Source organism: Curtobacterium sp. Curtsp57, assembly GCF_047324335.1.
Lineage (GTDB): Bacteria > Actinomycetota > Actinomycetes > Actinomycetales > Microbacteriaceae > Curtobacterium.
The window spans coordinates 1,174,509-1,194,774 of the sequence record NZ_CP168511.1; the positions used below are offsets into that span (position 1 = coordinate 1,174,509).

The window sequence follows — 20,266 nt, forward strand, 5'->3', positions numbered from 1 at the left end:
CCGATGATGTTCCACATTGGAATCACGTCGGACCGGATGCGCGGAACGCCGCCTGATCTCCCCTGGAACCGACCGACTCGTGGGTATGGTGCGCGCATGGACTGGTGGAACGACCTTCTCGACTGGACCTCGTCGGACACGGGGTGGCGCGTGATCTCCGGAGCGCTGATCCCCTTCGTGGCGATCGTCGTCGCCGGTGTCGTCGCGGCCCTCATCGGACGCGGTGCGACCAAGCGCGTGGTGAGCCTGCAGGAGCGGGAAGCCAAGAACGCCGCCGTCGCGGCCATCATCTCGGCGGCACGCAAGGCCGCGTCGTGGGGCTCGCTCGGTCACAAGGAGCGCGGGTACGCGGACCACCTCGCCGAGGACGCCGACATCCGTCTCCGCCTGCTGCCGACCAACGGTGCGCCGCTCGCGGCGAACTGGGCGCAGCACGAGATCGCCGACATCAAGAAGAACTCCTCGACGTTCAGCTTCCAGGCGGAGCAGTCCCTCGCCGAGTTCCGCGACCGGCTGCTCGAGTGGCAGTCCCGGCCCGGCAAGGCACGCAAGCTCTTCAAGTACGACCTCGAGCGCTGGAAGTTCGAGTCGCCCGATCCCGACGCCGACCTGATCAAGCGTCAGCAGGACTGGAGCGCCGACCAGGCGAGTGGCAAGCGCGCGCCGGAACCGACGCCGGCCCCGACGCCGACGACCACCTCCCTGCGGCCTGCGCCGCAGCGGGCGGGAGGCCCGACCACGCCCGCCGCGCAGCCCGCGTCAGCCACCGCTGCGGGAACCGGCGCCGGCCCCACCGCCGCGGGGACCGGCACAGGCACCGCAGCCGCCGGGACGCCGGGCACCGCCGCGACCGCGGGAGCCGCCGCCGGGTACACCGCGACGCGCGGCACCGACCCGAACGCCACGACGCCGATCACGGACGGCGCGACCCGCTCGTTCGGCGACGGACTCACCCGCCCGTACGGTGACGACCAGCCGGCGCCGACGCCGATCCGTCCCGCCCTCGGGACCCCCGGCACGCCCGCGGCCCCCGTCACGCCCAGGGCTCCCGTCACACCCGGGGCTCCCGGTACGCACGGCACGTCCGGGTCCCCGTCGCGCGGTTCGAGCGTTGTCGACGCGGACAACGCCGATGTCGTCGACGAGCACCCGGTGTCGTCGCCCCGGCCGCAGTCCTCGCCCCGTGAGACGGACACGCAGCGGGACACCGGCACCCTCACCGACGGCCCCGTCGATGCCGCCGGCCCCACGAACACGACGTCGATCCCCACCCGGATCGCCGACGCCCCGGTGGAACCCGCGGACGCCGACGAGACGTCGGAGGCGCCCTACACGCAGCCGATCAGCGCCAACGAGCTGCGTCGCCGCGCCGAGGACGACGAGTAGCCGTCACCGCCCTCAACCGCACGAAGGCCGCCATCCGCACGGATTGCCGCCTTCGTCGTCGGTGCCCCCGGCAGGAATCGAACCCGCGGCACGGTGGGTAGAAACCACCTGCTCTATCCACTGAGCTACGGAGGCGGACGACTCCGATTCTATTCCGAGGGTCGGGGCAGCCGGTGGACCCACGCGTCGACCTCGGCCTGCGACCGGAGTCGGACGATGCGCAGATGGGGTGCCGTGTCCTCGAGTGGTGGGACCTGGGCCTGCATCTTCCTGCGGGTCCGGAGCCCCCACCGGATGATGTGGTCCCGGTTCACCAGGACGGTCCACAGCGGCGGCTCGACGTTGCCGTTCCAGAGCTCGATCCGCCGGGCCCGTCGACGGACCGTCCGACGCACGAGCCGCCAGAGCGCGACGAGGACGGGCAGGTCGAGCCAGACCAGGGTGTCGGCCCGCTCGGCGAGGAGGGGTCGCACCTGGTGGTACTGCCACTCGGTGACCCAGGCGGGTTCGGCGGTGAACGCCTCGACGTCCGCTTCGAAGGTCGGACGCGGCACCCAGCCGGGTCCGTGGAACAGGGCGTCGATCTCGGTGTGCGGAACTCCGAGCCGGCGGCTGATCCGACCGGCTGTGGTCGTCTTGCCGACGCCGGTCACCCCGGCGACGAGGACTCGACGTGGCGGCGGATCGAGGACGTCATCGGCTCCGAGCACCCGTCGACCCTAGCAATCCGCCGTTCCCCGGACGCTCCCCCGCCGTTCGTCTCCCGGCAACACCGCCTCCCTAGCGTGCCGACATGAGCACCGAGCGCGCAGGCGGCACGCGCGCCAGCACCGAGCGCGCAGGCGGCACGCGCGCCAGCACCGAGCGCGTCAGCAGCGTGCGCGTCAGCAGCGTGCGCGTCGTCGCGGTCATCCCCGCACGTGCAGGTTCCAAGGGCATCCCGGGGAAGAACCTCCGCCCGGTCGCCGGCCGCTCCCTCGTCCGTCGCGCCGTCGAGTCCGCGTTGCGAGCACACCGGGTGGACGCCGTGGTGGTCTCCACGGACGGGGACGCGATCGCTGCCGAGGCCGTGGCGGCCGGTGCACGCATCGTCCGACGCCCCGCCGCCCTCGCCGACGACGGCGCCAGCTCCGAGTCCGCGCTGCTGCACGCGCTCGACGAGCTCGCTGCCGTCGGCGACACCCCGGAGGTCCTGCTCTTCGTCCAGGCGACGTCACCGTTCATCGACCCGGCCGACCTCGACGCCGCCGTCGAACGGATCCTGGACGACCACGCGGACTCGGTGTTCGCAGCGACGCCGTCGCACGCGTTCCTGTGGCGCACCGATCCCGACGGGCGTGCGGTCGCGGTGAACCACGATGCCGCAACGCGCCCGCGCCGCCAGGACCGGGCACCCGAGTACCGCGAGACCGGCGCCCTCTACGCGATGCGCGTCGAGGGGTTCCGGCAGCACCGGCACCGGTTCTTCGGGCGGGTCGAGATCGTGCCGGTCGACCCGGCAGGCGCGATCGACATCGACGACGAGACGGACCTCGCGCTCGCCGACGCCCTCGCTCCCCGGCTCGACCGCACCGCACGCAACGCCAGCACCGCCCGCGAAGAACACGGGGCCACCACCACGAACGGAGCACCATGACCGTCAGCATCGGCACCTCGACCATCGGCGCCGGCCACCCCGCCTACCTGATCGGCGAGATCGGCCTGAACCACAACGGCGACGTGGACATCGCGAAGCGGCTCGTCGACGTCGCCGCCGACGCGGGGCTGCAGGCCGTGAAGTTCCAGAAGCGGACCCCGGAGATCTCCACGCCCGAGCACATGAAGCACACCCCGCGGAGCACGCCGTGGGGCGAGATGACCTACCTCGAGTACCGCTACCGCGTCGAGTTCGACCGCGACCAGTACATCGAGATCGGGGACCACGCGACGATGCGCGGCCTCGACTGGTTCGCGTCGCCGTGGGACGAGCCGAGCGTGGACTTCCTCGAGGACCTGGGCGTCGTGGCGTACAAGATCGCCTCCGCGTCGGTCACCGACCTCGGCCTGCTCGCCGCGGTGGCAGCGACCGGCAAGCCCGTGATCCTGTCGACCGGGATGTCGACGCTGGAGCAGATCGACCGCGCGGTCGAGGCGCTCGGCACCGAACGGCTCGTGCTCATGCACGCGACCTCGACGTACCCGCTGCCCGCCGAGGAGGCGAACCTCCGCATGATCGACACCCTCGCACAGCGCTACATCGGTGTCCCGGTGGGGTACTCGGGACACGAGCCCGGCCTGCAGATCTCGATCGCGGCCGTTGCCCTGGGCGCCACCGCCGTCGAGCGCCACATCACGCTCGACCGCACCATGTGGGGCTCCGACCACGCCGCGTCGCTCGAGCCGCACGGCCTGCAGACCCTCGCGCGCGACGTCCGTATCGTCGAGACCGCCCTGGGCGACGGCGTCAAGCGGGTCATGCCCGGCGAGCTCGCCCCGCTCGCGAAGCTCCGCCGCGTGGACGCGTGACCCCAGCGTCGAGCATCGTGCGCGGGTCAGGAGACACGGCCGGGAGGCACGTGGTCGGGATCGTGGACACCGACTCGTTCGCGAAGTGGGGCAGTCACCTGCTCGCGGCGGCTCCCGAGAACTGGTCGCTCGAGCTCCTCGTGGTGGACACCCCGCGGACCGCGAGCCCCGCACAGCTCCGTTCGGCGTTCCGTGGACTGGACGGTCGGTTGGCCCACCTGGCATCGGCTCCCCCGGCACCGCTCGAGGTCGACGCCGTCGTCGACCACGTCCGGCTGACGGAGCCCGACGCCGTCCTGGTCTCGGTGATCGGCCCGGTCGCGGAACTCCTCGTCGACGAGATCCACCGCACGGTCCCCCGGCGCCCCGTCCTGCTGACCGGGCTCCCGGGCATCTCCTTCCCCGCGAAGTGGAAGGGCGTGTTCTCCCGAGCCCGCGCCGACCTGTTCGTGCTGCACAGCCACCGCGAGGTCCGCGAGTACGACGCGCTCGCGACGGAGAACGGCGTCGAGCCGCACTTCGCCCTGGCCACCCTGCCCTTCGCCCGCCCCGGAGTCGTGGCACGTCGGACCGTGGCACCGGACTCCGTCGTGTTCGCCGCACAGCCGAGCGTCCCCGCCACCCGTGAGGAACGGGAGCAGGTCGTCCAGTGGCTCGCGGAGACCGCCCGCCGGCACCCGGAGTGGCGCGTCGTGGTGAAGACCCGAGCGGTCGCCGGCGAACAGCAGACGCACCGCGAGGCCTTCCCGTACGCGGACCTGCTGCCACCGGACGCCCCGACGAACCTGGTGGTCGAGACCGGTCCGATGGCCGCGCACCTCGACCGGGCGGTGGCGCTCGTGACGATCAGCTCCACGGCCGTGCTCGAGGCGGCAGCACGGGGCATCCCGGCGCTGACCCTGACCGACTTCGGCGTCTCCCGCCCGTTGATCAACGAGGTGTTCGTCGACAGCGGCCTCGAGGGTGACGCGGGCGACCTCGTCGACGGCCGGTTCGGCACGGTCCGTCCGGCGTGGATGACGGACAACTACTTCCACCCGGCGACGGACGACGACTGGGCGATCCGGGCCGAGGCGTTGATGCAGCGCCGGGACGCCGGCACCCTGCCGGACCGGCCGAGTGCCCGACGCAGTCGTGGTGGGGCGCTCCGCCGTGCCTGGGAGCGGAAGAACGCCCTCGGCAGCGCGGACCGGTCGGCGATCGGCACGGCGGCGCTCGTCGTCGGCGTGCCGATCAGGAGCGCCAAACGCGCCGTGCGTCGCGTGCTGCGTGTGGTCCGTCCGCCGGAGCCGACGGTCCTCGGCGCACCCCGCTCCCAGCGGACGCAGGCCGACGAGGCGACCCGACCACGGATGTCCGAGGTGACCCCGTCCGAGAGCCCGGCGACGTCTGCGAGCCGAGCCGAGCCTCCAGTCCGGGTGTCAGGCGACCGCCTTGGCGACCGCGACCAGCAGCTGGTCCCTGGAGGGGACCCCGGGTGAACGGAAGACCTCGGCTCCGTCCGCGCCCCGCACGATGATCGTCGGGGTCGAACGGATGCCGAGGTCCTCAGCGTCGTCGGGGTGTGCAGCCACGTCGCGCTCGGTCACCGACAGCCCGGGGACGAGCCGTGCCGCGTCGGCGGCCACCCGGCGGGCGGCGGCGCACGGTGCGCAGAAGGCAGAGGTCCAGAGGTCGAGCTGCATGTGATCGTGCAACGTCGCAGCGGGTCGGACTACTCCCGGTCGAACTCGCCGCTGCGGTCGCCGCGGTCGGCGAGGTCGTCAACGGGGTCGGACTCGCCCGGCTCCCAGGTGTAGTCGACGGAGATCTGGTCGAGGACGTGGCGGGAGCCGGTCGCCCGGTAGGTGAAGGCCGTCTGGAGGCCCTCGACGTCCGCGTAGACCGTCACTTCGTCGTCCACCGAGCCGCTCGTCGCGGTGCGGGTGTCCGTGGTCCCGTCGAAGGGGCCCTGGTGGAAGATCGCGGTGTACTCGCTGCCTTCGTCGATGGTGATGTCGCTCATCCGTCACTTCTACCAGGGCGCCCCTGTTGCAAGATGCATAGCAACGCTATATAGTTCAGCTATGGAAACAACGCGTGAGCAGACGATCGAGACGCTCCTCGTCTCGGTCAACCGCCTGATCCGCGTCGCCGCCCAGGCCGCCGGCAGCACCACGTCGTCGGCCGTCTGGCGCACGCTGGGCATCCTCGAGTCCGACCAGCCGCTCCGGCTCGGCGAACTCGCGAAGCTGTCCCGCGTCTCCCAACCCACGATGACCCGACTCGTCGCCGGCATGCTCGCCGACGGCCTGATCTCGCGGACCGTCGACCCCGACGACTCCCGCGGGCAGCTCATCGAGATCACGCCCATGGGTCGCGTCCGTCTCGCCGACTGGCGCACGACGCTCACCCGGACGGTCGGGCCGGTGTTCGCCGATCTCGACGACGACCAGTGGGACATCCTGCACGAGGCATCGGCCCTCATCGCATCGGCCCTCGCCACGGGGACCAGAACGGAGATCACCGCGTGAACGCGCACGCACCGGCGTCGTCCGGCAGCATCCTCAAACAGTCCAAGGCGGTCTGGGCGATTGCCTTCGCCTGTGTCGTCGCCTTCATGGGCATCGGCCTGGTGGACCCGATCCTCCCCGCCATCGCATCGTCGCTCAAGGCGACCCCCGCGCAGACCGAGCTGCTCTTCACGAGCTACCTCGCGGTCACCGGCGTCGCGATGTTCTTCACCAGCTGGGTCTCCAGCCGGATCGGCGCCAAGCGCACCCTGATGATCGGGCTCGCCCTCATCGTGGTGTTCTCGGTGCTCGCAGCCGTGTCGAACAACGTGTGGACGATCATCGACTTCCGTGCTGGATGGGGGCTCGGCAACGCGCTGTTCATCTCGACCGCGCTCGCGACCATCGTCGGGGCGGCATCGGGTGGCACGGCGTCCGCGATCATCCTGTACGAAGCCGCGCTCGGCCTCGGCATCGCGATCGGCCCGCTCGTCGGTGGGCTCCTCGGCTCGGTGAGCTGGCGCGGCCCGTTCTTCGGCGTCACCACGCTGATGGCGATCGCCTTCATCGCCGTGGCCGTCATGCTGAAGTCCTCCGGGCTCGAGAAGCCCGTCCCGACGAAGCTCTCGGCGCCCTTCCGTGCCCTGGGTCGTCCGGCGCTGGCCGCACTCGCCGCGACCGCGCTGTTCTACAACATCGGCTTCTTCGTCCTGCTCGCGTACACGCCGTTCCCGCTCGGGTTCGGGGCGCTCGGCATCGGGTTCACGTTCTTCGGCTGGGGCGTCGGCCTGGCGATCACCTCGGTGTGGGTCGCCCCGATGCTCACCGCCCGCCTCCGTCGGACGACGGTGCTGCGGATCGCCCTGCCGCTGCTCGCGCTCGACCTCTTCGCTGCCGCGATCGTCGTGCGGTCGCAGGTCGGGCTCATCATCTGCGTCGTCATCGGCGGGCTCGTGCTGGGCGTGCTCAACACCGTCCTCACCGAGTGCGTGATGGAGGCCACCGATCTCCCCCGCTCGGTCGCCTCGAGTGCGTACTCCGCGGTGCGCTTCATCGGTGGTGCGATCGCCCCGCCCGTCGCGACGCTGCTCGCCGACGCGTACTCGCCGTCCGCCGCGTACGTCTTCGCGGGAGCGTCGGTGGCCGTCGCGTTCGTGATCACCCTGGTCACCGCTCGGGTGCTGCGGCGGGTCGACGACGGTGCCGAGCCGCAGCCCGTCGAGGCCGAGGCCATCGCCGCGGGCGAGATGGCGTAGGGCGCGGGCCGGGCGGGACCTGGCCGCGCGTCGGGGTCGGACGCTGCGGCGGGGCCACTCCAGGTGCGCCCGCTCCGTCGAACGGGCGAAATACCCGGATCCGCCCCGGCGGTCGCCCGGGTATTTCGCCCGCTCGCGCAGGCGCCGGCCGAGCCAGGTGCGCCCGCTCCGTCGAACGGGCGAAATACCCGGGTCCGCCCCGGCGGTCGCCCGGGTATTTCGCCCGCTCGGCGTTCCGGGGCGCCCACTCCGGGCGGGGCGGCGTGGGGGGGGGGAGGGTGGGGGGCAGTGGACGCGACCGCCTGGAGGCGCGGCGGACGCCCGGAGGACCGGCACCGGGCCTCCAGACCGTCCCGTCCAGGGCACCGCGGTGCCGGGAATAGGATCGAGGGCATGGCAACCGCGAATGACCGCCTCGTCTGGATCGACTGCGAGATGACGGGCCTCGATCTCGAGGTCGACGAACTCGTCGAGGTGGCCGTGGTCATCACCGACTTCGACCTGAACCCCGTGCACCCCGGATTCGACATCGTCATCAAGCCGGACCAGTCCGCGCTCGACAACATGAACGAGTTCGTGACGAACATGCACACCACGTCCGGCCTGATCGAGGAGATCCCGAACGGCGTCTCCCTGGCGGACGCCGAGTACCAGGTGCTCGAGTACATCCTCGCCCACGTCCCCGCCGAGGGCACCGCTCCCCTGGCCGGCAACACCATCGGCACCGACCGCTCGTTCCTGTCGAAGTACATGCCCCGCGTGGACGGGCACCTGCACTACCGGAGCGTCGACGTGTCGAGCATCAAGGAACTCTGCCGCCGCTGGTTCCCGCGCGTGTACTTCAACGCACCGGAGAAGCACGGTGGGCACCGGGCCCTCGCGGACATCCTCGAGTCGATCCGCGAGCTCGAGTACTACCGTCGCGCGGGCTTCGTCGCCGAGCCCGGCCCGAGCACGGACGACGTCCGGGCCGTCGCGGCGGAGGTCGTCGCCGCATGGGAGCCCCGGCTCGCCCCACAGCCCGCCGAGTAGTGTCCCGCGGGGCCGCTCGCATGTACTACTATTGAGTGGTTGCCCGGCCTGACCGGTGCACATGGTGGGTATAGCTCAGCTGGTAGAGCGCTTGGTTGTGGTCCAGGAGGTCGCGGGTTCGAGCCCCGTTACTCACCCCGAACAAATCGAAGGCCCCGCTGTCAGCGGGGCCTTCGTCGTTCCCGCCTGCGTCCAGGTGGCTGTGCCACGATCGGGCCCGTGATGGAGATGTCCGCCGAGGCCTTCGAGGCACTCGTGACCGACGAACTCGACCTGCTGCCCGACGAGATGGTCGACGGCCTCGACAACGTCGTCTTCGTCGTGGAGGACGAACCCGAGGACGGCTCAGAGCTCTTCGGCATCTACGACGGCGTCGCACAGACCGAACGCGGGCAGTACGGCTTCGGTGAACTCCCCGACCGCATCGTGGTGTTCCGGAAGCAGCACCTCGCCGAGTGCGACACGATCGAGGAACTCCGGGACGAGGTCCACACCACACTCGTCCACGAGATCGGCCACTGGTACGGCATCGACGACGAGCGCCTCCACGAACTCGGCTGGGCGTAGCGAGCCACCTGCCGCGAGTCGCCAGCGGCTAGCCACCTGCCGCGAGCCACCAGCCACGAGTCGCCAGCCGCGAGTCGCCAACCCTCAGGACCGCAGGACGACGTCCGCCAGTGCCACCGGGTCCTCCGACGCGATGAACGCGTCCTCCTGCCGCGCCCACCGCTCCCACTCCGCCGCGAACACGTCCCCGTCCCGGTCGAGTGCCCGCCGCTTCCGGACGTCGTCATCCGCGTCCATCCAGACCCGCAACGTCGCGAGTGGCGCCGAAGCTCGGGACAGCGAACCACAGCCCTCGATGACGAGCGGCGCCCTGGGGTCGAGCGACACCCAGCCGGCCGGTGCCGAGCGGGCCCAGTCCCACCGCCGGTAGCCGGATGCCTCGCCGAGGACCTCCGTCACGACGGCTGACGACGCGGCACGGAGTCCGTCCCACCCCGGGTAGACGTCGTCGAGGTGGACCACCCGCCACCCGAGCGACTCCCCGAGTGCGTTCCCCAGCGTGGTCTTCCCGGTCCCGGAGCGCCCGTCGACCAGGACGACGGACCGCCGGCCGGACGTCTGCGGAGCCGACCGTGCGCGGTCGGCGAGGGACGCGACGGCGGCGAGCCGAGCCTCCAGGCCGGGGACGGAAGCACCGGAAACGGACGCACCGGGAACAGAAGCACCACGCGCCCCCTCAGACACGCCACGTCCCCACGGCCACCGACACCGCGATCGAGACCAGCCCGATCCCGACCGGCACGGCGACCATCGCCCACTCCCGCGCCCTGAAGCGGGCTGGCCGGGCCCAGGTGCGCCTCCCTGGCGCTCCGAAGCCGCGCGACTCCATCGCCACCGCGAGCGTCGTCGCCCGACGGAGCGCGAGCACGAGCAGCGCGAACGCCATCGACGCGCCGCGCCGGATCCGTCCGGTGTCAGCGAGCCCGCGGGCACGTCTGGCCATCGCCAGTTGCCGCCAGTCGTCGCCGAGCATGGTCATCATCCGGATGGCCGCGAGCGCTCCGAGCACGAACCTCGCGGGCAGCCGCAGGATCTGCGCGAGCCCGTCCGCCAGGTCCGTGGGGTCGATCCCGATGAACAACACGATGCTCGGCAGACCGACCGCGAGCACGCGCAGCATCGTCGCCACGGCGAGCACGAGCGACCCGTCGGTGACGTGGGCGAAGCCGAGGTCGAACCACTCCCGTCCGGAGGCCCTCCCGTACAACGCGATGCTCACGCCCGTCAGCGGCACGGCGACCAGCACGGGCGAGGTCCGGAGCAGCAGGGTCCTGACCGGGATCCGCAGGAGCGGGAGGAGGGCGAGCTCCAGTCCGAGGGCGACCGCCGCCGACACGACGTCGAGGCTCAGCACGAGACAGATCCCGAGTCCGATGACACCGAGGAGCGCGGCCACCGGCTGGACCGCGCGGATGCCGCGTTCCGACCGGACGGGAGGCTCGGATCGCCACGACGGTGCGGGTTGCGTCGTCGAGGTGGTCACGTCGTGACCTCCGTGGGCGCGTTCGTCGCGCTCGTGGGCGCGTTCGTCGCGCTCGTGGGCGCGGCTGCGCGCGTCTCGGCTGCGGGTGCGCGCGTCTCGGCTGCGGGTGTCGCGCCCGTCGCGCTGAGCACCACCTCGTCGGCGTCGAGTGCGCGAACCAGGTCCCGGTCGTGCGTCACGGCGACCACCGCGGTCCCGGCGTCCGCGAGCGCTCCGAGCCGGTCGACCACGGCCTGCCACGTCGCACGGTCCTGCCCCGAGGTCGGTTCGTCGAGCACGACGACCGGAGGCCGCGTGGCCACGACGGTGGCGATCGCGAGACGCCGCTGTTCGCCGCCGGAGAGCGTGAACGGGTTGGCGTCCGCGAGGTGCGCCAGGCCGAAGGCGTCGAGCAGCTCACCCACACGCTCCACGGTGTCCGAGATGCCGAGGGCCCGCGGGCCGGCGGCGATCTCCTCGCGGACCGTGCGGGCCACGAACTGGTGCTCCGGGTCCTGGAAGACCGTGCCGATCCGGACGGCGAGCTCGCGGCTGGACCATGCGTGCGGGGCGGCGCCGACGTCGCCTGCGAGCGTCGTCGTGGCCCGCAGCGTGCCGTCGGCAGGGCGGAGGAGTCCTGCGAGGGTGAGCCCGAGCGTCGACTTGCCGATGCCGTTCGGACCAGTGATCGCGATGACCCGGCCCGCGCGGACGTCGAGGTCGATGCCGCTCCCCACGCGCTGGCGCCTGCCTCGTGCGGTCCCGAGCCCCTCCGCCACGAGGAGGCTCTGCTCCGCAGCATGCTCCGCCGCGCGCGCCGCCGTGGCCGCGCCCGCGCCCTCGTCGAGCGGGCGGAATACCCGGGTGGGTTCCGCGCTCGACCCGGGTATTTCGCCCGCTCGTGGGAGTGCGCGAGTTCCCGCTTCGTCGAGCGGGCGGAATACCGGGGTGCTCCCCGAGACGGACCCGGGTATTTCGCCCGCTCGTGGGGGCGTGCGGCGGGACGTGCGGGCGGAGCCGCGCTCGGGCTCGGCACCGGGGACCCACACGCCGGCGGCGGTCAGCGCATCGCCGTGGGACCGCAGGACGTCAGCGGGCGTGCCGTCGGCGATCACGCCACCCCCCGGCTCGAGCAGCACGAGCCGGTCGACCAGGTCGAGCCACGTGCCGATCCGGTGCTCCACGACGAGCATCGTCGCGCCGGTCTCGTCGAGCAGTGCCCGGACGGCGTCGTGCACCTGTCGGACACCGGACGGGTCGAGGTTCGCGCAGGGTTCGTCGAGCACGAGTGCTCCCGGGCGCATCGCGAGCACCCCGGCGAGCGCCAACCGCTGCCGCTGCCCACCCGAGAGCATCGTCGTCGACCGGTCGAGCGCCAGGTCGAGCCCGACGACGTCGAGCGCCGACCGGACCCGCTCCCAGGTCTCGCCCCGAGGGACGCCGGTGTTCTCGCACCCGAACGCCACGTCATCGCCGACGCGGGACATCACGGTGTGCGCCTCCGGATCCTGCATGACGAGCCCGACGCGTCCGCGGACGGCCCCCGGTGTCACACCGTCGACCAACACGCTGCCCTCCGTGGCCGCCGCGGAGTCGTCGTCCGGGTCCGGCTCGTCGGGCAGCACGGCCGCGACGGCACGCAGGAGCGTCGACTTGCCCGCCCCGGAGGCACCGACGACCGCGACCCGTTCTCCGGGCTCGACGACGAGGTCGACCCCGCGGACCGCCCAGTCGTCCCGCTCGGCGTACCGCCAGCCCCAGTCGCGGAACTCGATCCGGGCCGCCTGCGCGCCCGGCACGGTCACGCAGCCGTGGTCGGGCGGGAGCGCCGCTTCGTGTGCTCGCGGCCGGCGGCGAACGACGACAGCACGCCGGTGCGGGCAAGCGCGCGGACGATCAGCCACGAACCGGCGCCCGCGATGACCGCGCCGGAGATCGTCCCGCACACGATGTAGACGGTCTTGAACGCGGCGTCGAGGCCCGGGTACCAGAGGATCGTGTCGTTGATCCCCATCGCCAGTCCGGCGGCGGCACCGGCGAGGACGACCACCGGCAGCCGGTAGACGCGGTACAGGAACAGCGCGAGCACGAGCTCCGCGCCGAGGCCCTGCACGAGTCCGGCCTCGAGCGTGCTCCATCCCCACTGCGTGCCGAACAGCGCCTCGACGCTGGCGGCGACGATCTCGGCGAAGAGCGCAGCACCCGGCTTCCGCACGATGATCGCGACGATCGGGCCGGCGAGCAGCCACACGCCACCGAAGAGCGCCTGCGTTCCGGGCAGCAGGAGTGCGACAGCGGCGGAGAGCGGCTCGTAGCCGAACTCCCAGAGCTTGAACACGACACCGACGGCCACGGCGAGGACGCTCGCGACGACGATGTCGACGACCCGCCAGCGCAGCGAGCGCCGCGGGGTCGGCGTCGACGGAGCCGCCACGGTGGCAGCGGTACGGACGGTGGACGGCGTGCGCGAAGGCATCAGCTGGTACTCCTCCCTGCGCCGGCATGACCCGGATCAGGTTCGACGGTCGGAGCGCCACTCGCTCCCTCTCAGCCCGGCGATCCCGGACTCCCGTGTGTGTCCCAGCAGTGTACCGCTGCGCGGCGCGCGTTACTTCTTGAGGACGCGGATCAGCTTGCGGAGCACGGTGCCCGTCGCCCACACCAGCGGGATGCTCACGGCGACGAGCGCGATCAGGTTCGGCTCGAACTCCAGGTCCTTGCCCGGTCGACGGACGTACGCGCCGATCGGCACGGCCGCGCCGCCACCGCCTCCGCCGCCGTTGTCGTCGCCGTCCCCGCCGCCCCCGAAGCCGAACCACCCGAGCGACACCGGGATGAGGGTCTGGTCGCCGACCTCCACCGGGTCTCCGTAGTTCGTGGAGACGCCGATCGGGCGCACCTTGTCTGCGATCTGCGTGACGATGTTGGCCATGTCGGTGAGGCTACTCCGCTGTGGACGGGCGCCGTTCGTCCACAGGAGTGCTCGTCGAGCGGACAGCACAGGGAGGCGTGGATACGTTTGGCGAGACCCACCACTGGAGGACCCTTGCACACCTGGCCCGGCAACCCCTACCCGCTCGGCGCGACCTACGACGGGAGCGGCACGAACTTCGCCCTCTTCAGCGAGGTCGCCGAGCGCGTGGAGCTCTGTCTGTTCGACGAGGACGGCACCGAGACCTGCGTCCCCCTCGTCGAGGTGGACGCCTACGTCTGGCACGCGTACCTGCCCAACGTCGGCCCCGGGCAGCTGTACGGCTTCCGGGTGCACGGCCCGTACGACCCCGAGAACGGCGCGCGGTGCAACCCGGCGAAGCTGCTGCTCGACCCGTACGCCAAGGCCACGAGCGGGGACATCGACTGGGACCAGTCGTTGTTCTCGTACACGTTCGGCGACCCGGACTCCACGAACGACGAGGACTCCGCCGCGCACATGGTCAAGGGCGTGGTGATCAACCCCTTCTTCGACTGGCAGGGCGACCGCGCACCACGGACCCCGTACGGCGAGACGGTCATCTACGAGGCGCACGTGAAGGGCCTCACCGAGACCCACCCGGACGTCCCCGAAGAGCAGCGGGGCACGTACGCCGGTGTCTCGCACCCGGCGGTCATCGAGCACCTCAAGCGCCTCGGCATCACGACGCTCGAGCTCATGCCCGTGCACCAGTTCGTGAACGACTCGACGCTGCAGGACAAGGGGCTGTCGAACTACTGGGGGTACAACACCATCGGGTTCTTCGCCCCCCACTCGCACTACTCGTCGTCCGGCGACGAGGGCCAGCAGGTGCAGGAGTTCAAGACCATGGTGCGCGAGCTGCACCGTGCGGGCATCGAGGTCGTCCTCGACGTCGTCTACAACCACACCGCTGAGGGGAACCACCTCGGCCCGACGCTGTCGTTCCGCGGGATCGACAACGCCGCCTACTACCGCTTGATGGACGACGACAAGCGCTACTACATGGACTACACGGGCACCGGGAACTCGCTGAACGTCGGGCACCCGCACTCGCTGCAGCTCATCATGGACTCGCTGCGGTACTGGGTGACCGAGATGCACGTGGACGGCTTCCGCTTCGACCTCGCGTCGGCGCTGGCGCGTGAGTTCTACGAGGTCGACCGGCTGTCGGCCTTCTTCGAACTCGTCCAGCAGGACCCGATCGTGTCGCAGGTGAAGCTCATCGCCGAGCCGTGGGACGTCGGCCCCGGCGGCTACCAGGTGGGCAACTTCCCGCCGCAGTGGTCGGAGTGGAACGGCAAGTACCGCGACACCGTGCGGGACTTCTGGCGTGGCGAGTCGTCCACCCTCGGCGAGTTCGCGTCGCGCATCTCCGGTTCTGCGGACCTCTACGAGCACGACGGCCGCACGCCGAAGGCCAGCATCAACTTCATCACCGCGCACGACGGCTTCACGCTGTACGACCTCGTCGCCTACAACGAGAAGCACAACGACGCGAACGGCGAGGACAACAACGACGGCGAGAGCCACAACCGGTCCTGGAACTCCGGCGTCGAGGGTCCGACGGACGACGAGTCCGTGAACGCCCTGCGGCTGCAGCGTCGACGGAACTTCCTCGCGACGCTGCTCCTCAGCCAGGGCGTGCCGATGATCGCGCACGGCGACGAGCTCGGCCGCTCGCAGTCCGGCAACAACAACGTGTACGCGCAGGACTCCGAGCTGAGCTGGATCGACTGGGACACCGCCGACGACGAACTCATCCAGTTCACCGCCGACGTCACGAAGCTCCGGCACGACCACCCCACGTTCCGACGGACGCGGTACTTCAACGGTCGCCCCGTGCGTCGCGGCGAGGGCGAGCCCCTGCCCGACGTCGTGTGGCTCACCCCGGAAGGCGACGCGATGGCGCCGGAGGACTGGGACTCCGGCTTCGGCAAGAGCGTCGGCATGTACCTGAACGGCGAGGGCATCCGCGGTCGCGACGCCCGCGGCGAGCGCGTCACGGACGTGGCCTTCATCACGTACTTCAACGCGCACGACGACACGGTGACGTTCACGCTGCCGCCCGAGGAGTACGCACCGGGGTGGACGGTCCGCATCGACACCGCCGAACCGGGCGCCCGCGACGAGGTCATCGACGCCGCCACCCCGCTCGACGTCCCGGCCCGATCGATGATCGTGCTCCGCGCCGAGCCCGACCACGAGGTGACGACCACCCCCGTCGACGCCGAAGCCCACCCGGTCACGCCGGCGCCGCAGGACGCGGTGACCCCCGCGAACCCCGCAGGGTCCTCCGCGCCGAGCGACACCCAGGGGGGTGCCAAGTGACGACCGAGCCCACTCGCCGCGTCCCCGTCTCGACCTACCGTCTGCAGGTCTCGCCCGACTTCGACCTCGCGTCGGCCACGGCCCTCGTCGACTACGTCCGCGACCTCGGCGCGGACTGGCTCTACCTGTCCCCGGTGCTGCAGTCCGAGCCGGGCTCCGCACACGGGTACGACGTGGTCGACCACACCCACGTCGACGAGCAGCGTGGCGGAGACGCGGCGTTCCGGGCGCTCGCCGAAGCGGCACACGCCGCTGGTCTCGGCGTCCTGGTGGACATCGTGCCGAACCACGTCGGCGTCGCGACGCCCGCGGTGAACCCGTGGTGGTGGTCGCTGCTCGAGCTCGGGCAGGACTCCCCCGTCGCCACGGCGTTCGACGTGGACTGGGCAGCCGGAGACGGACGGATCCGCATCCCGGTCCTCGACGACCGCCTGCTCGACGGGGTCACGCTGGACACGAGCGGGAGCACCAGTGGTACCGCCGGCCCCGTGCTCCTGGTCGGCACCACCGCCTACCCGACCGCTCCGGGCACCGTGCACGACGGCGACGACGTGGCGACCGTGCACGCCCGCCAGCACTACGAGTTCGTGCACTGGAAGCGCGCAGACCACGAGTTGAACTACCGCCGGTTCTTCGCGGTGAACACCCTCGCGGCGATCCGGGTCGAAGAGCCCGAGGTGTTCGCCGCGTCCCACACGGTCGTCGGTGCGTGGTTCCGGGACGGCCTGGTCGACGGGCTCCGGATCGACCACCCGGACGGGCTGTACGACCCGGCCGGGTACCTGCAGGACCTGCACGACCTCACCGGTGGCGCGTACACCCTCGTGGAGAAGATCCTCGAGCCGGGCGAAGAGCTCCCCGCGAGCTGGCCGGTCGACGGCACCACCGGGTACGACGCGCTCGGCGTCCTCGACCGACTGTTCGTCGACCCCCGCGGCGAAGAACCCCTCTGGGCGACCGTCGCCGACGAGCCGGGTGACTGGCAGGGTCTGACGCACGACACCCGCCGCGGGATCGCCGACGGCATCCTGAACAGCGAGGTGCAGCGTCTCGCCCGCCTGCTCGAGGAAACCGGAGCAGCAGAGACCGAGCGGGTCGTCGACGCGCTCGCCGAGGTCATCGCGTCCTTCGACGTGTACCGCACGTACCTCCCGGAGGGCGCCCACCACCTCATCGACGCCCTCGAGCTCGCGGCGGATACCCGCCCCGACCTCGCCGAGGTCATCGACCGCATCGCCCCCGCACTCGTCGACCCGACCCACCCCGCCGCGGTCCGCCTGCAGCAGACCAGCGGCATGGTGATGGCGAAGGGCGTCGAGGACACCGCGTTCTACCGGACCGCGAAGCTGAGCTCCCTGAGCGAGGTCGGCGGCGATCCGAGCGTCTTCGCGGTCAGCACCGAGGAGTTCCACGCCGCACAGCGGGAGCGCCTGGCGAGCTGGCCGCACACGATGACGACCCTCACGACGCACGACACGAAGCGCAGCGAGGACACCCGCGCCCGCATCGCCGTGCTCGCAGAACTCGGCGACGAGTGGACCGAGACGTTCCGGAAGCTGCACGCTCTGGCACCGCTCGAGGACGAGGTGTTCGCGAACCTGCTCTGGCAGGCGATCGTCGGCGCCCGTCCGGTCAGCAGGGAGCGTCTGCACGCGTACGCCGAGAAGGCCTCCCGCGAGGCCGGCAACAGCACGACGTGGACCGAGCCGGACGAGGCGTTCGAGGGACGGATGCACGCCCTCGTCGACGCCGCCTTCGACGACCCGTCCGTCGTCGCGCTGCTCGACGCGCTCGACGAGCGCATCGACGCGGCCGGCTGGTCGAACGGCCTCGGCACGAAGCTCGTGCAGCTCACCGCCCCCGGCGTCCCCGACGTCTACCAGGGCACGGAGTTCTGGGACCGCTCCCTCGTCGACCCGGACAACCGTCGCGCGGTCGACTACACCGAACGCCGGCACGTCCTCGCGGAACTCGACGGACCCGACGACGACGGACCCGAGACGCTGCCGGCCATCGGCATCGACGGTGCTGCGAAGCTGCTCGTCACGACCCGCGCGCTGCGCCTCCGCCGTGACCGGCCGGAGCTCTTCACGCGCTACCTGCCGATCGAGGCCACCGGCAGCGCAGCGGACCACGTGGTCGCCTTCGACCGCGGCGGCGCCGTCACCGTCGCCACACGCCTGCCGATCGGCCTGGAACGGGTCGGCGGGTGGGGCGACACCCTGATCCACCCGGCTCCCGTCGACCGCGTGGACCTGCTGACCGGGAGGCTCGTCCCGGCCACCAGGGGCATCGCGCTGTCCGAGCTGCTCACCACCTACCCCGTTGCCCTGCTCGTCCCGGCGGCCGACGTCGACGAGACCGGTCGGGTCGCCGACGCGACCGACGTGGCGGAGACGAGCCGGGCCTCCAGTCCGGTCGTGACGCGCACCGCGCCGGACGAGACCGACGCGCAGGCCGACATCGACATCCTGGAGGGCCACGCATGACCGCACCCGACCGCTACGCCGTCTGGGCGCCCACCCCGGAGCGGGTGCGGCTCGTCGTCGACGGCACCGAGTACCCGCTGCGCCGCGGCGCCGACGACTGGTGGAGCACCGACGAGGTGCTCCCCCACGTCGGCGCCCGCTACGGCTTCCGGATCGACGACGACGACGCGGTCCGCCCCGATCCGCGCAGCCGGTACCAGCCGGAGGGTGTGCACGGTCCGTCGGAGGTCGTCGACCCCGCACGGTTCTCGTGGACGGACGACGCGTGGACCGGACGTCCGGCCCGCGGCGCCGTGATCTACGAGATGCACGTCGGGACCTACACGCCGGAGGGCACGCTCGACGCCGCCGCCGCGAAGCTCGACCACCTCGTCGAGCTCGGCGTGGAGTTCGTCGAGCTGCTGCCCGTCAACGGGGTCAGCGGCGAGTGGAACTGGGGGTACGACGGGGTCGCCTGGTACGCCGTGCACGCACCGTACGGTGGGCCGGACGCCTACGACCGGTTCGTCGACCGGGCACACGCGCTCGGGCTCGGCGTGATCCAGGACGTCGTGTACAACCACCTCGGACCGAGCGGCAACTACCTGCCGCTCTACGGGCCGTACCTGGTCGAAGGACTCGCGAACACCTGGGGTGACTCGGTCAACGTCGAGCACCCCGAGGTCCGACGGTACGTCCTCGACAACGTGCGGATGTGGTTCCGCGACCACCACGTCGACGGGCTCCGGCTCGACGCGGTGCACGCGATCCGCGACACCACCCGCCCGCACGTGCTGCAGGCCATGGCGTCGGAGACCTCGGCGTTCGGTGCCTTCGTCGGCAAGCCGCTGTCGCTCATCGCCGAGTCGGACCTCAACGACCCGGTCATGTTCCGGGCACAGGAGGCCGGCGGCTACGGGCTCGCCGGGCAGTGGTCCGACGACTTCCACCACGCCGTGCACGTCGCCCTCACCGGGGAGACGAACGGGTACTACGCCGACTTCGCCCCGCTGTCGGCGCTGGCGAAGGTCCTCGACCACGGGTTCTTCCACGACGGCACGTGGTCGTCGTTCCGTGGCAAGCGGCACGGCCGGCCGATCGACCGCGGGACCTCCCCCGCGACGGCGCTCGTGGTGGCGAACCAGAACCACGACCAGATCGGCAACCGGGCAGCGGGCGATCGGCTCGCGGCGACGCTCACCGACGAGGGACTGGTCATCGCGGCGGCGCTGACCCTGCTCGGGCCGTTCACGCCGATGCTCTTCATGGGCGAGGAGTTCGCCGCGACGACGCCGTGGCAGTTCTTCACGTCGCACCCGGAGCCGGAACTCGGCAAGGCCACCGCCGACGGGCGGATCAAGGAGTTCGCGGAGCACGGGTGGGACGAGTCCGCCGTGCCGGATCCGCAGGACCCGCAGACGTTCCAGGACTCGAAGCTGTCGTGGGACGACGTGTCGTCGCCGCGGGGCGCTGCGATCCTCCGGGCCTACCGGGTGCTCGTCGCACTGCGGCGGACCGACGAGGCCTTCGTCGACGACCGCTACGAGGCGAACGCCGTCCGCTTCAGCGAGGACCGACGGTGGCTCGTGCTCACCCGCGGGTTGCTCGGGCCGACCGTGGCGCCGGTGCACGTCGTGGTGAACTTCCTCGACGACGCGGCCGAGGTGCCCGTGCCCGGCGCGACCGGCGAGGTGCTGTACCAGTTCGGTGCGGCCTCGGTCGCGACGGACTGCGTCCGGTTCACCGGCCGCGGGGTCGTCGTCCTGCGCTGACCGCGCCCCGCGCCGTTGTCCCGCGAAAGCGACAGTCTCCCGCCG

The 20,266-nt window shown here is 71.6% G+C and carries 19 protein-coding genes, 2 tRNA genes and 1 riboswitch; of the genes, 12 read left to right on the top strand and 9 right to left on the bottom strand.

Annotation, left to right across the window (positions count from 1 at the left end):
- Positions 1–96: 96 nt before the first annotated feature.
- Positions 97–1,386 carry a hypothetical protein gene (locus ACEN9V_RS05515; RefSeq protein ID WP_413602453.1) on the top strand — a complete coding sequence of 430 codons (1,290 nt, stop codon included), beginning with the start codon at positions 97–99 and terminating at the stop codon, positions 1,384–1,386.
- A 62-nt stretch (positions 1,387–1,448) separates the two neighbouring features.
- Here ACEN9V_RS05515 and ACEN9V_RS05520 read toward each other — a convergent pair.
- Positions 1,449–1,521: transfer RNA gene (locus ACEN9V_RS05520), tRNA-Arg, on the bottom strand.
- A gap of 14 nt (positions 1,522–1,535) precedes the next feature.
- The gene (locus ACEN9V_RS05525; RefSeq protein ID WP_413602454.1) at positions 1,536–2,096 is read right to left on the bottom strand and encodes an AAA family ATPase; all 561 of its coding nucleotides are present in this window, start codon (positions 2,094–2,096) and stop codon (positions 1,536–1,538) included.
- An 83-nt stretch (positions 2,097–2,179) separates the two neighbouring features.
- Between ACEN9V_RS05525 and ACEN9V_RS05530 the strand changes: the two genes are divergently transcribed.
- Genes ACEN9V_RS05530 through ACEN9V_RS05540 form a run of 3 tightly spaced genes read left to right on the top strand, consistent with a single transcriptional unit; the run spans position 2,180 to position 5,372 of the window.
- Entirely contained in the window at positions 2,180–3,022 is an 843-nt protein-coding gene (locus tag ACEN9V_RS05530; protein ID WP_413602455.1) for a cytidylyltransferase domain-containing protein, read from the top strand.
- A complete protein-coding gene (locus tag ACEN9V_RS05535) occupies positions 3,019–3,891 on the top strand; it encodes an N-acetylneuraminate synthase family protein (protein ID WP_413602456.1) in 873 nt (290 codons plus the stop codon). The genes ACEN9V_RS05530 and ACEN9V_RS05535 overlap by 4 nt, the downstream gene beginning before the upstream one ends.
- 17 nt (positions 3,892–3,908) lie before the next feature.
- Positions 3,909–5,372 (top strand): DUF6716 putative glycosyltransferase, encoded by a 1,464-nt coding sequence (locus ACEN9V_RS05540; RefSeq protein ID WP_413602457.1) that lies wholly within the window; start codon positions 3,909–3,911, stop codon positions 5,370–5,372.
- On the opposite strand, the gene ACEN9V_RS05545 is transcribed toward ACEN9V_RS05540, so the two are convergent.
- Complete coding sequence (locus ACEN9V_RS05545; RefSeq protein ID WP_413602458.1) at positions 5,313–5,576, bottom strand: thioredoxin; 264 nt, start codon at positions 5,574–5,576, stop codon at positions 5,313–5,315. The genes ACEN9V_RS05540 and ACEN9V_RS05545 overlap by 60 nt on opposite strands.
- 29 nt (positions 5,577–5,605) lie before the next feature.
- On the bottom strand, positions 5,606–5,896 hold the full coding sequence (locus ACEN9V_RS05550; protein ID WP_413602459.1) for an oligoribonuclease: 291 nt from the start codon (positions 5,894–5,896) through the stop codon (positions 5,606–5,608).
- A 61-nt stretch (positions 5,897–5,957) separates the two neighbouring features.
- Here ACEN9V_RS05550 and ACEN9V_RS05555 point away from each other — a divergent pair, with 61 nt between their 5' ends.
- From ACEN9V_RS05555 to ACEN9V_RS05575, 5 genes are all read left to right on the top strand, one after another.
- Positions 5,958–6,404: a MarR family winged helix-turn-helix transcriptional regulator gene (locus tag ACEN9V_RS05555; RefSeq protein WP_413602460.1), complete on the top strand. Its 447-nt coding sequence runs from the start codon at positions 5,958–5,960 to the stop codon at positions 6,402–6,404.
- On the top strand, positions 6,401–7,639 hold the full coding sequence (locus tag ACEN9V_RS05560) for an MFS transporter (protein ID WP_413602461.1): 1,239 nt from the start codon (positions 6,401–6,403) through the stop codon (positions 7,637–7,639). Before ACEN9V_RS05555 ends, ACEN9V_RS05560 begins: the two co-directional genes overlap by 4 nt.
- 393 nt (positions 7,640–8,032) lie before the next feature.
- A complete protein-coding gene (orn, locus tag ACEN9V_RS05565) occupies positions 8,033–8,671 on the top strand; it encodes an oligoribonuclease (protein ID WP_402729177.1) in 639 nt (212 codons plus the stop codon).
- Between the two features lie 64 nt (positions 8,672–8,735).
- Positions 8,736–8,808, top strand: a tRNA-His gene (locus ACEN9V_RS05570).
- Positions 8,809–8,893: 85 nt separating this feature from the next.
- Positions 8,894–9,238 carry a metallopeptidase family protein gene (locus ACEN9V_RS05575; protein WP_402729350.1) on the top strand — a complete coding sequence of 115 codons (345 nt, stop codon included), beginning with the start codon at positions 8,894–8,896 and terminating at the stop codon, positions 9,236–9,238.
- A gap of 84 nt (positions 9,239–9,322) precedes the next feature.
- On the opposite strand, the gene ACEN9V_RS05580 is transcribed toward ACEN9V_RS05575, so the two are convergent.
- From ACEN9V_RS05580 to ACEN9V_RS05600, 5 genes are all read right to left on the bottom strand, one after another.
- Positions 9,323–9,922, bottom strand: a complete 600-nt coding sequence (locus tag ACEN9V_RS05580) for an ATP-binding protein (RefSeq protein WP_413602462.1) — start codon at positions 9,920–9,922, stop codon at positions 9,323–9,325.
- Positions 9,915–10,721: an energy-coupling factor transporter transmembrane component T family protein gene (locus ACEN9V_RS05585; RefSeq protein ID WP_413602463.1), complete on the bottom strand. Its 807-nt coding sequence runs from the start codon at positions 10,719–10,721 to the stop codon at positions 9,915–9,917. Before ACEN9V_RS05585 ends, ACEN9V_RS05580 begins: the two co-directional genes overlap by 8 nt.
- Entirely contained in the window at positions 10,718–12,505 is a 1,788-nt protein-coding gene (locus ACEN9V_RS05590; protein ID WP_413602464.1) for an ABC transporter ATP-binding protein, read from the bottom strand. Before ACEN9V_RS05590 ends, ACEN9V_RS05585 begins: the two co-directional genes overlap by 4 nt.
- A complete protein-coding gene (locus ACEN9V_RS05595; RefSeq protein WP_413602465.1) occupies positions 12,502–13,176 on the bottom strand; it encodes an ECF transporter S component in 675 nt (224 codons plus the stop codon). Before ACEN9V_RS05595 ends, ACEN9V_RS05590 begins: the two co-directional genes overlap by 4 nt.
- Positions 13,172–13,283: riboswitch (TPP riboswitch) on the bottom strand. Its footprint overlaps the gene before it by 5 nt.
- Positions 13,284–13,308: 25 nt before the next feature.
- Positions 13,309–13,632 carry a hypothetical protein gene (locus ACEN9V_RS05600; protein ID WP_413602466.1) on the bottom strand — a complete coding sequence of 108 codons (324 nt, stop codon included), beginning with the start codon at positions 13,630–13,632 and terminating at the stop codon, positions 13,309–13,311.
- Between the two features lie 114 nt (positions 13,633–13,746).
- Here ACEN9V_RS05600 and glgX point away from each other — a divergent pair, with 114 nt between their 5' ends.
- Genes glgX through treZ form a run of 3 tightly spaced genes read left to right on the top strand, consistent with a single transcriptional unit; the run spans position 13,747 to position 20,221 of the window.
- A complete protein-coding gene (glgX, locus tag ACEN9V_RS05605; protein ID WP_413602467.1) occupies positions 13,747–15,981 on the top strand; it encodes a glycogen debranching protein GlgX in 2,235 nt (744 codons plus the stop codon).
- Positions 15,978–18,470 carry a malto-oligosyltrehalose synthase gene (gene treY / locus ACEN9V_RS05610; protein WP_413602468.1) on the top strand — a complete coding sequence of 831 codons (2,493 nt, stop codon included), beginning with the start codon at positions 15,978–15,980 and terminating at the stop codon, positions 18,468–18,470. Before glgX ends, treY begins: the two co-directional genes overlap by 4 nt.
- Positions 18,467–20,221 carry a malto-oligosyltrehalose trehalohydrolase gene (gene treZ / locus ACEN9V_RS05615; RefSeq protein WP_413602469.1) on the top strand — a complete coding sequence of 585 codons (1,755 nt, stop codon included), beginning with the start codon at positions 18,467–18,469 and terminating at the stop codon, positions 20,219–20,221. Before treY ends, treZ begins: the two co-directional genes overlap by 4 nt.
- The last annotated feature ends 45 nt before the right edge of the window (positions 20,222–20,266 follow it).

Bases quoted from the DNA above. Each gene is read 5' to 3' on its own strand.
- orn (WP_402729177.1), top strand. From the start codon at position 8,033: ATGGCAACCGCGAATGACCGCCTCGTCTGGATCGACTGCGAGATGACG.
- ACEN9V_RS05595 (WP_413602465.1), bottom strand. From the start codon at position 13,176: ATGCCTTCGCGCACGCCGTCCACCGTCCGTACCGCTGCCACCGTGGCG.
- ACEN9V_RS05515 (WP_413602453.1), top strand. From the start codon at position 97: ATGGACTGGTGGAACGACCTTCTCGACTGGACCTCGTCGGACACGGGG.
- ACEN9V_RS05600 (WP_413602466.1), bottom strand. From the start codon at position 13,632: ATGGCCAACATCGTCACGCAGATCGCAGACAAGGTGCGCCCGATCGGC.
- treZ (WP_413602469.1), top strand. From the start codon at position 18,467: ATGACCGCACCCGACCGCTACGCCGTCTGGGCGCCCACCCCGGAGCGG.
- ACEN9V_RS05550 (WP_413602459.1), bottom strand. From the start codon at position 5,896: ATGAGCGACATCACCATCGACGAAGGCAGCGAGTACACCGCGATCTTC.
- ACEN9V_RS05545 (WP_413602458.1), bottom strand. From the start codon at position 5,576: ATGCAGCTCGACCTCTGGACCTCTGCCTTCTGCGCACCGTGCGCCGCC.
- ACEN9V_RS05530 (WP_413602455.1), top strand. From the start codon at position 2,180: ATGAGCACCGAGCGCGCAGGCGGCACGCGCGCCAGCACCGAGCGCGCA.
- ACEN9V_RS05555 (WP_413602460.1), top strand. From the start codon at position 5,958: ATGGAAACAACGCGTGAGCAGACGATCGAGACGCTCCTCGTCTCGGTC.
- ACEN9V_RS05575 (WP_402729350.1), top strand. From the start codon at position 8,894: ATGGAGATGTCCGCCGAGGCCTTCGAGGCACTCGTGACCGACGAACTC.
- ACEN9V_RS05535 (WP_413602456.1), top strand. From the start codon at position 3,019: ATGACCGTCAGCATCGGCACCTCGACCATCGGCGCCGGCCACCCCGCC.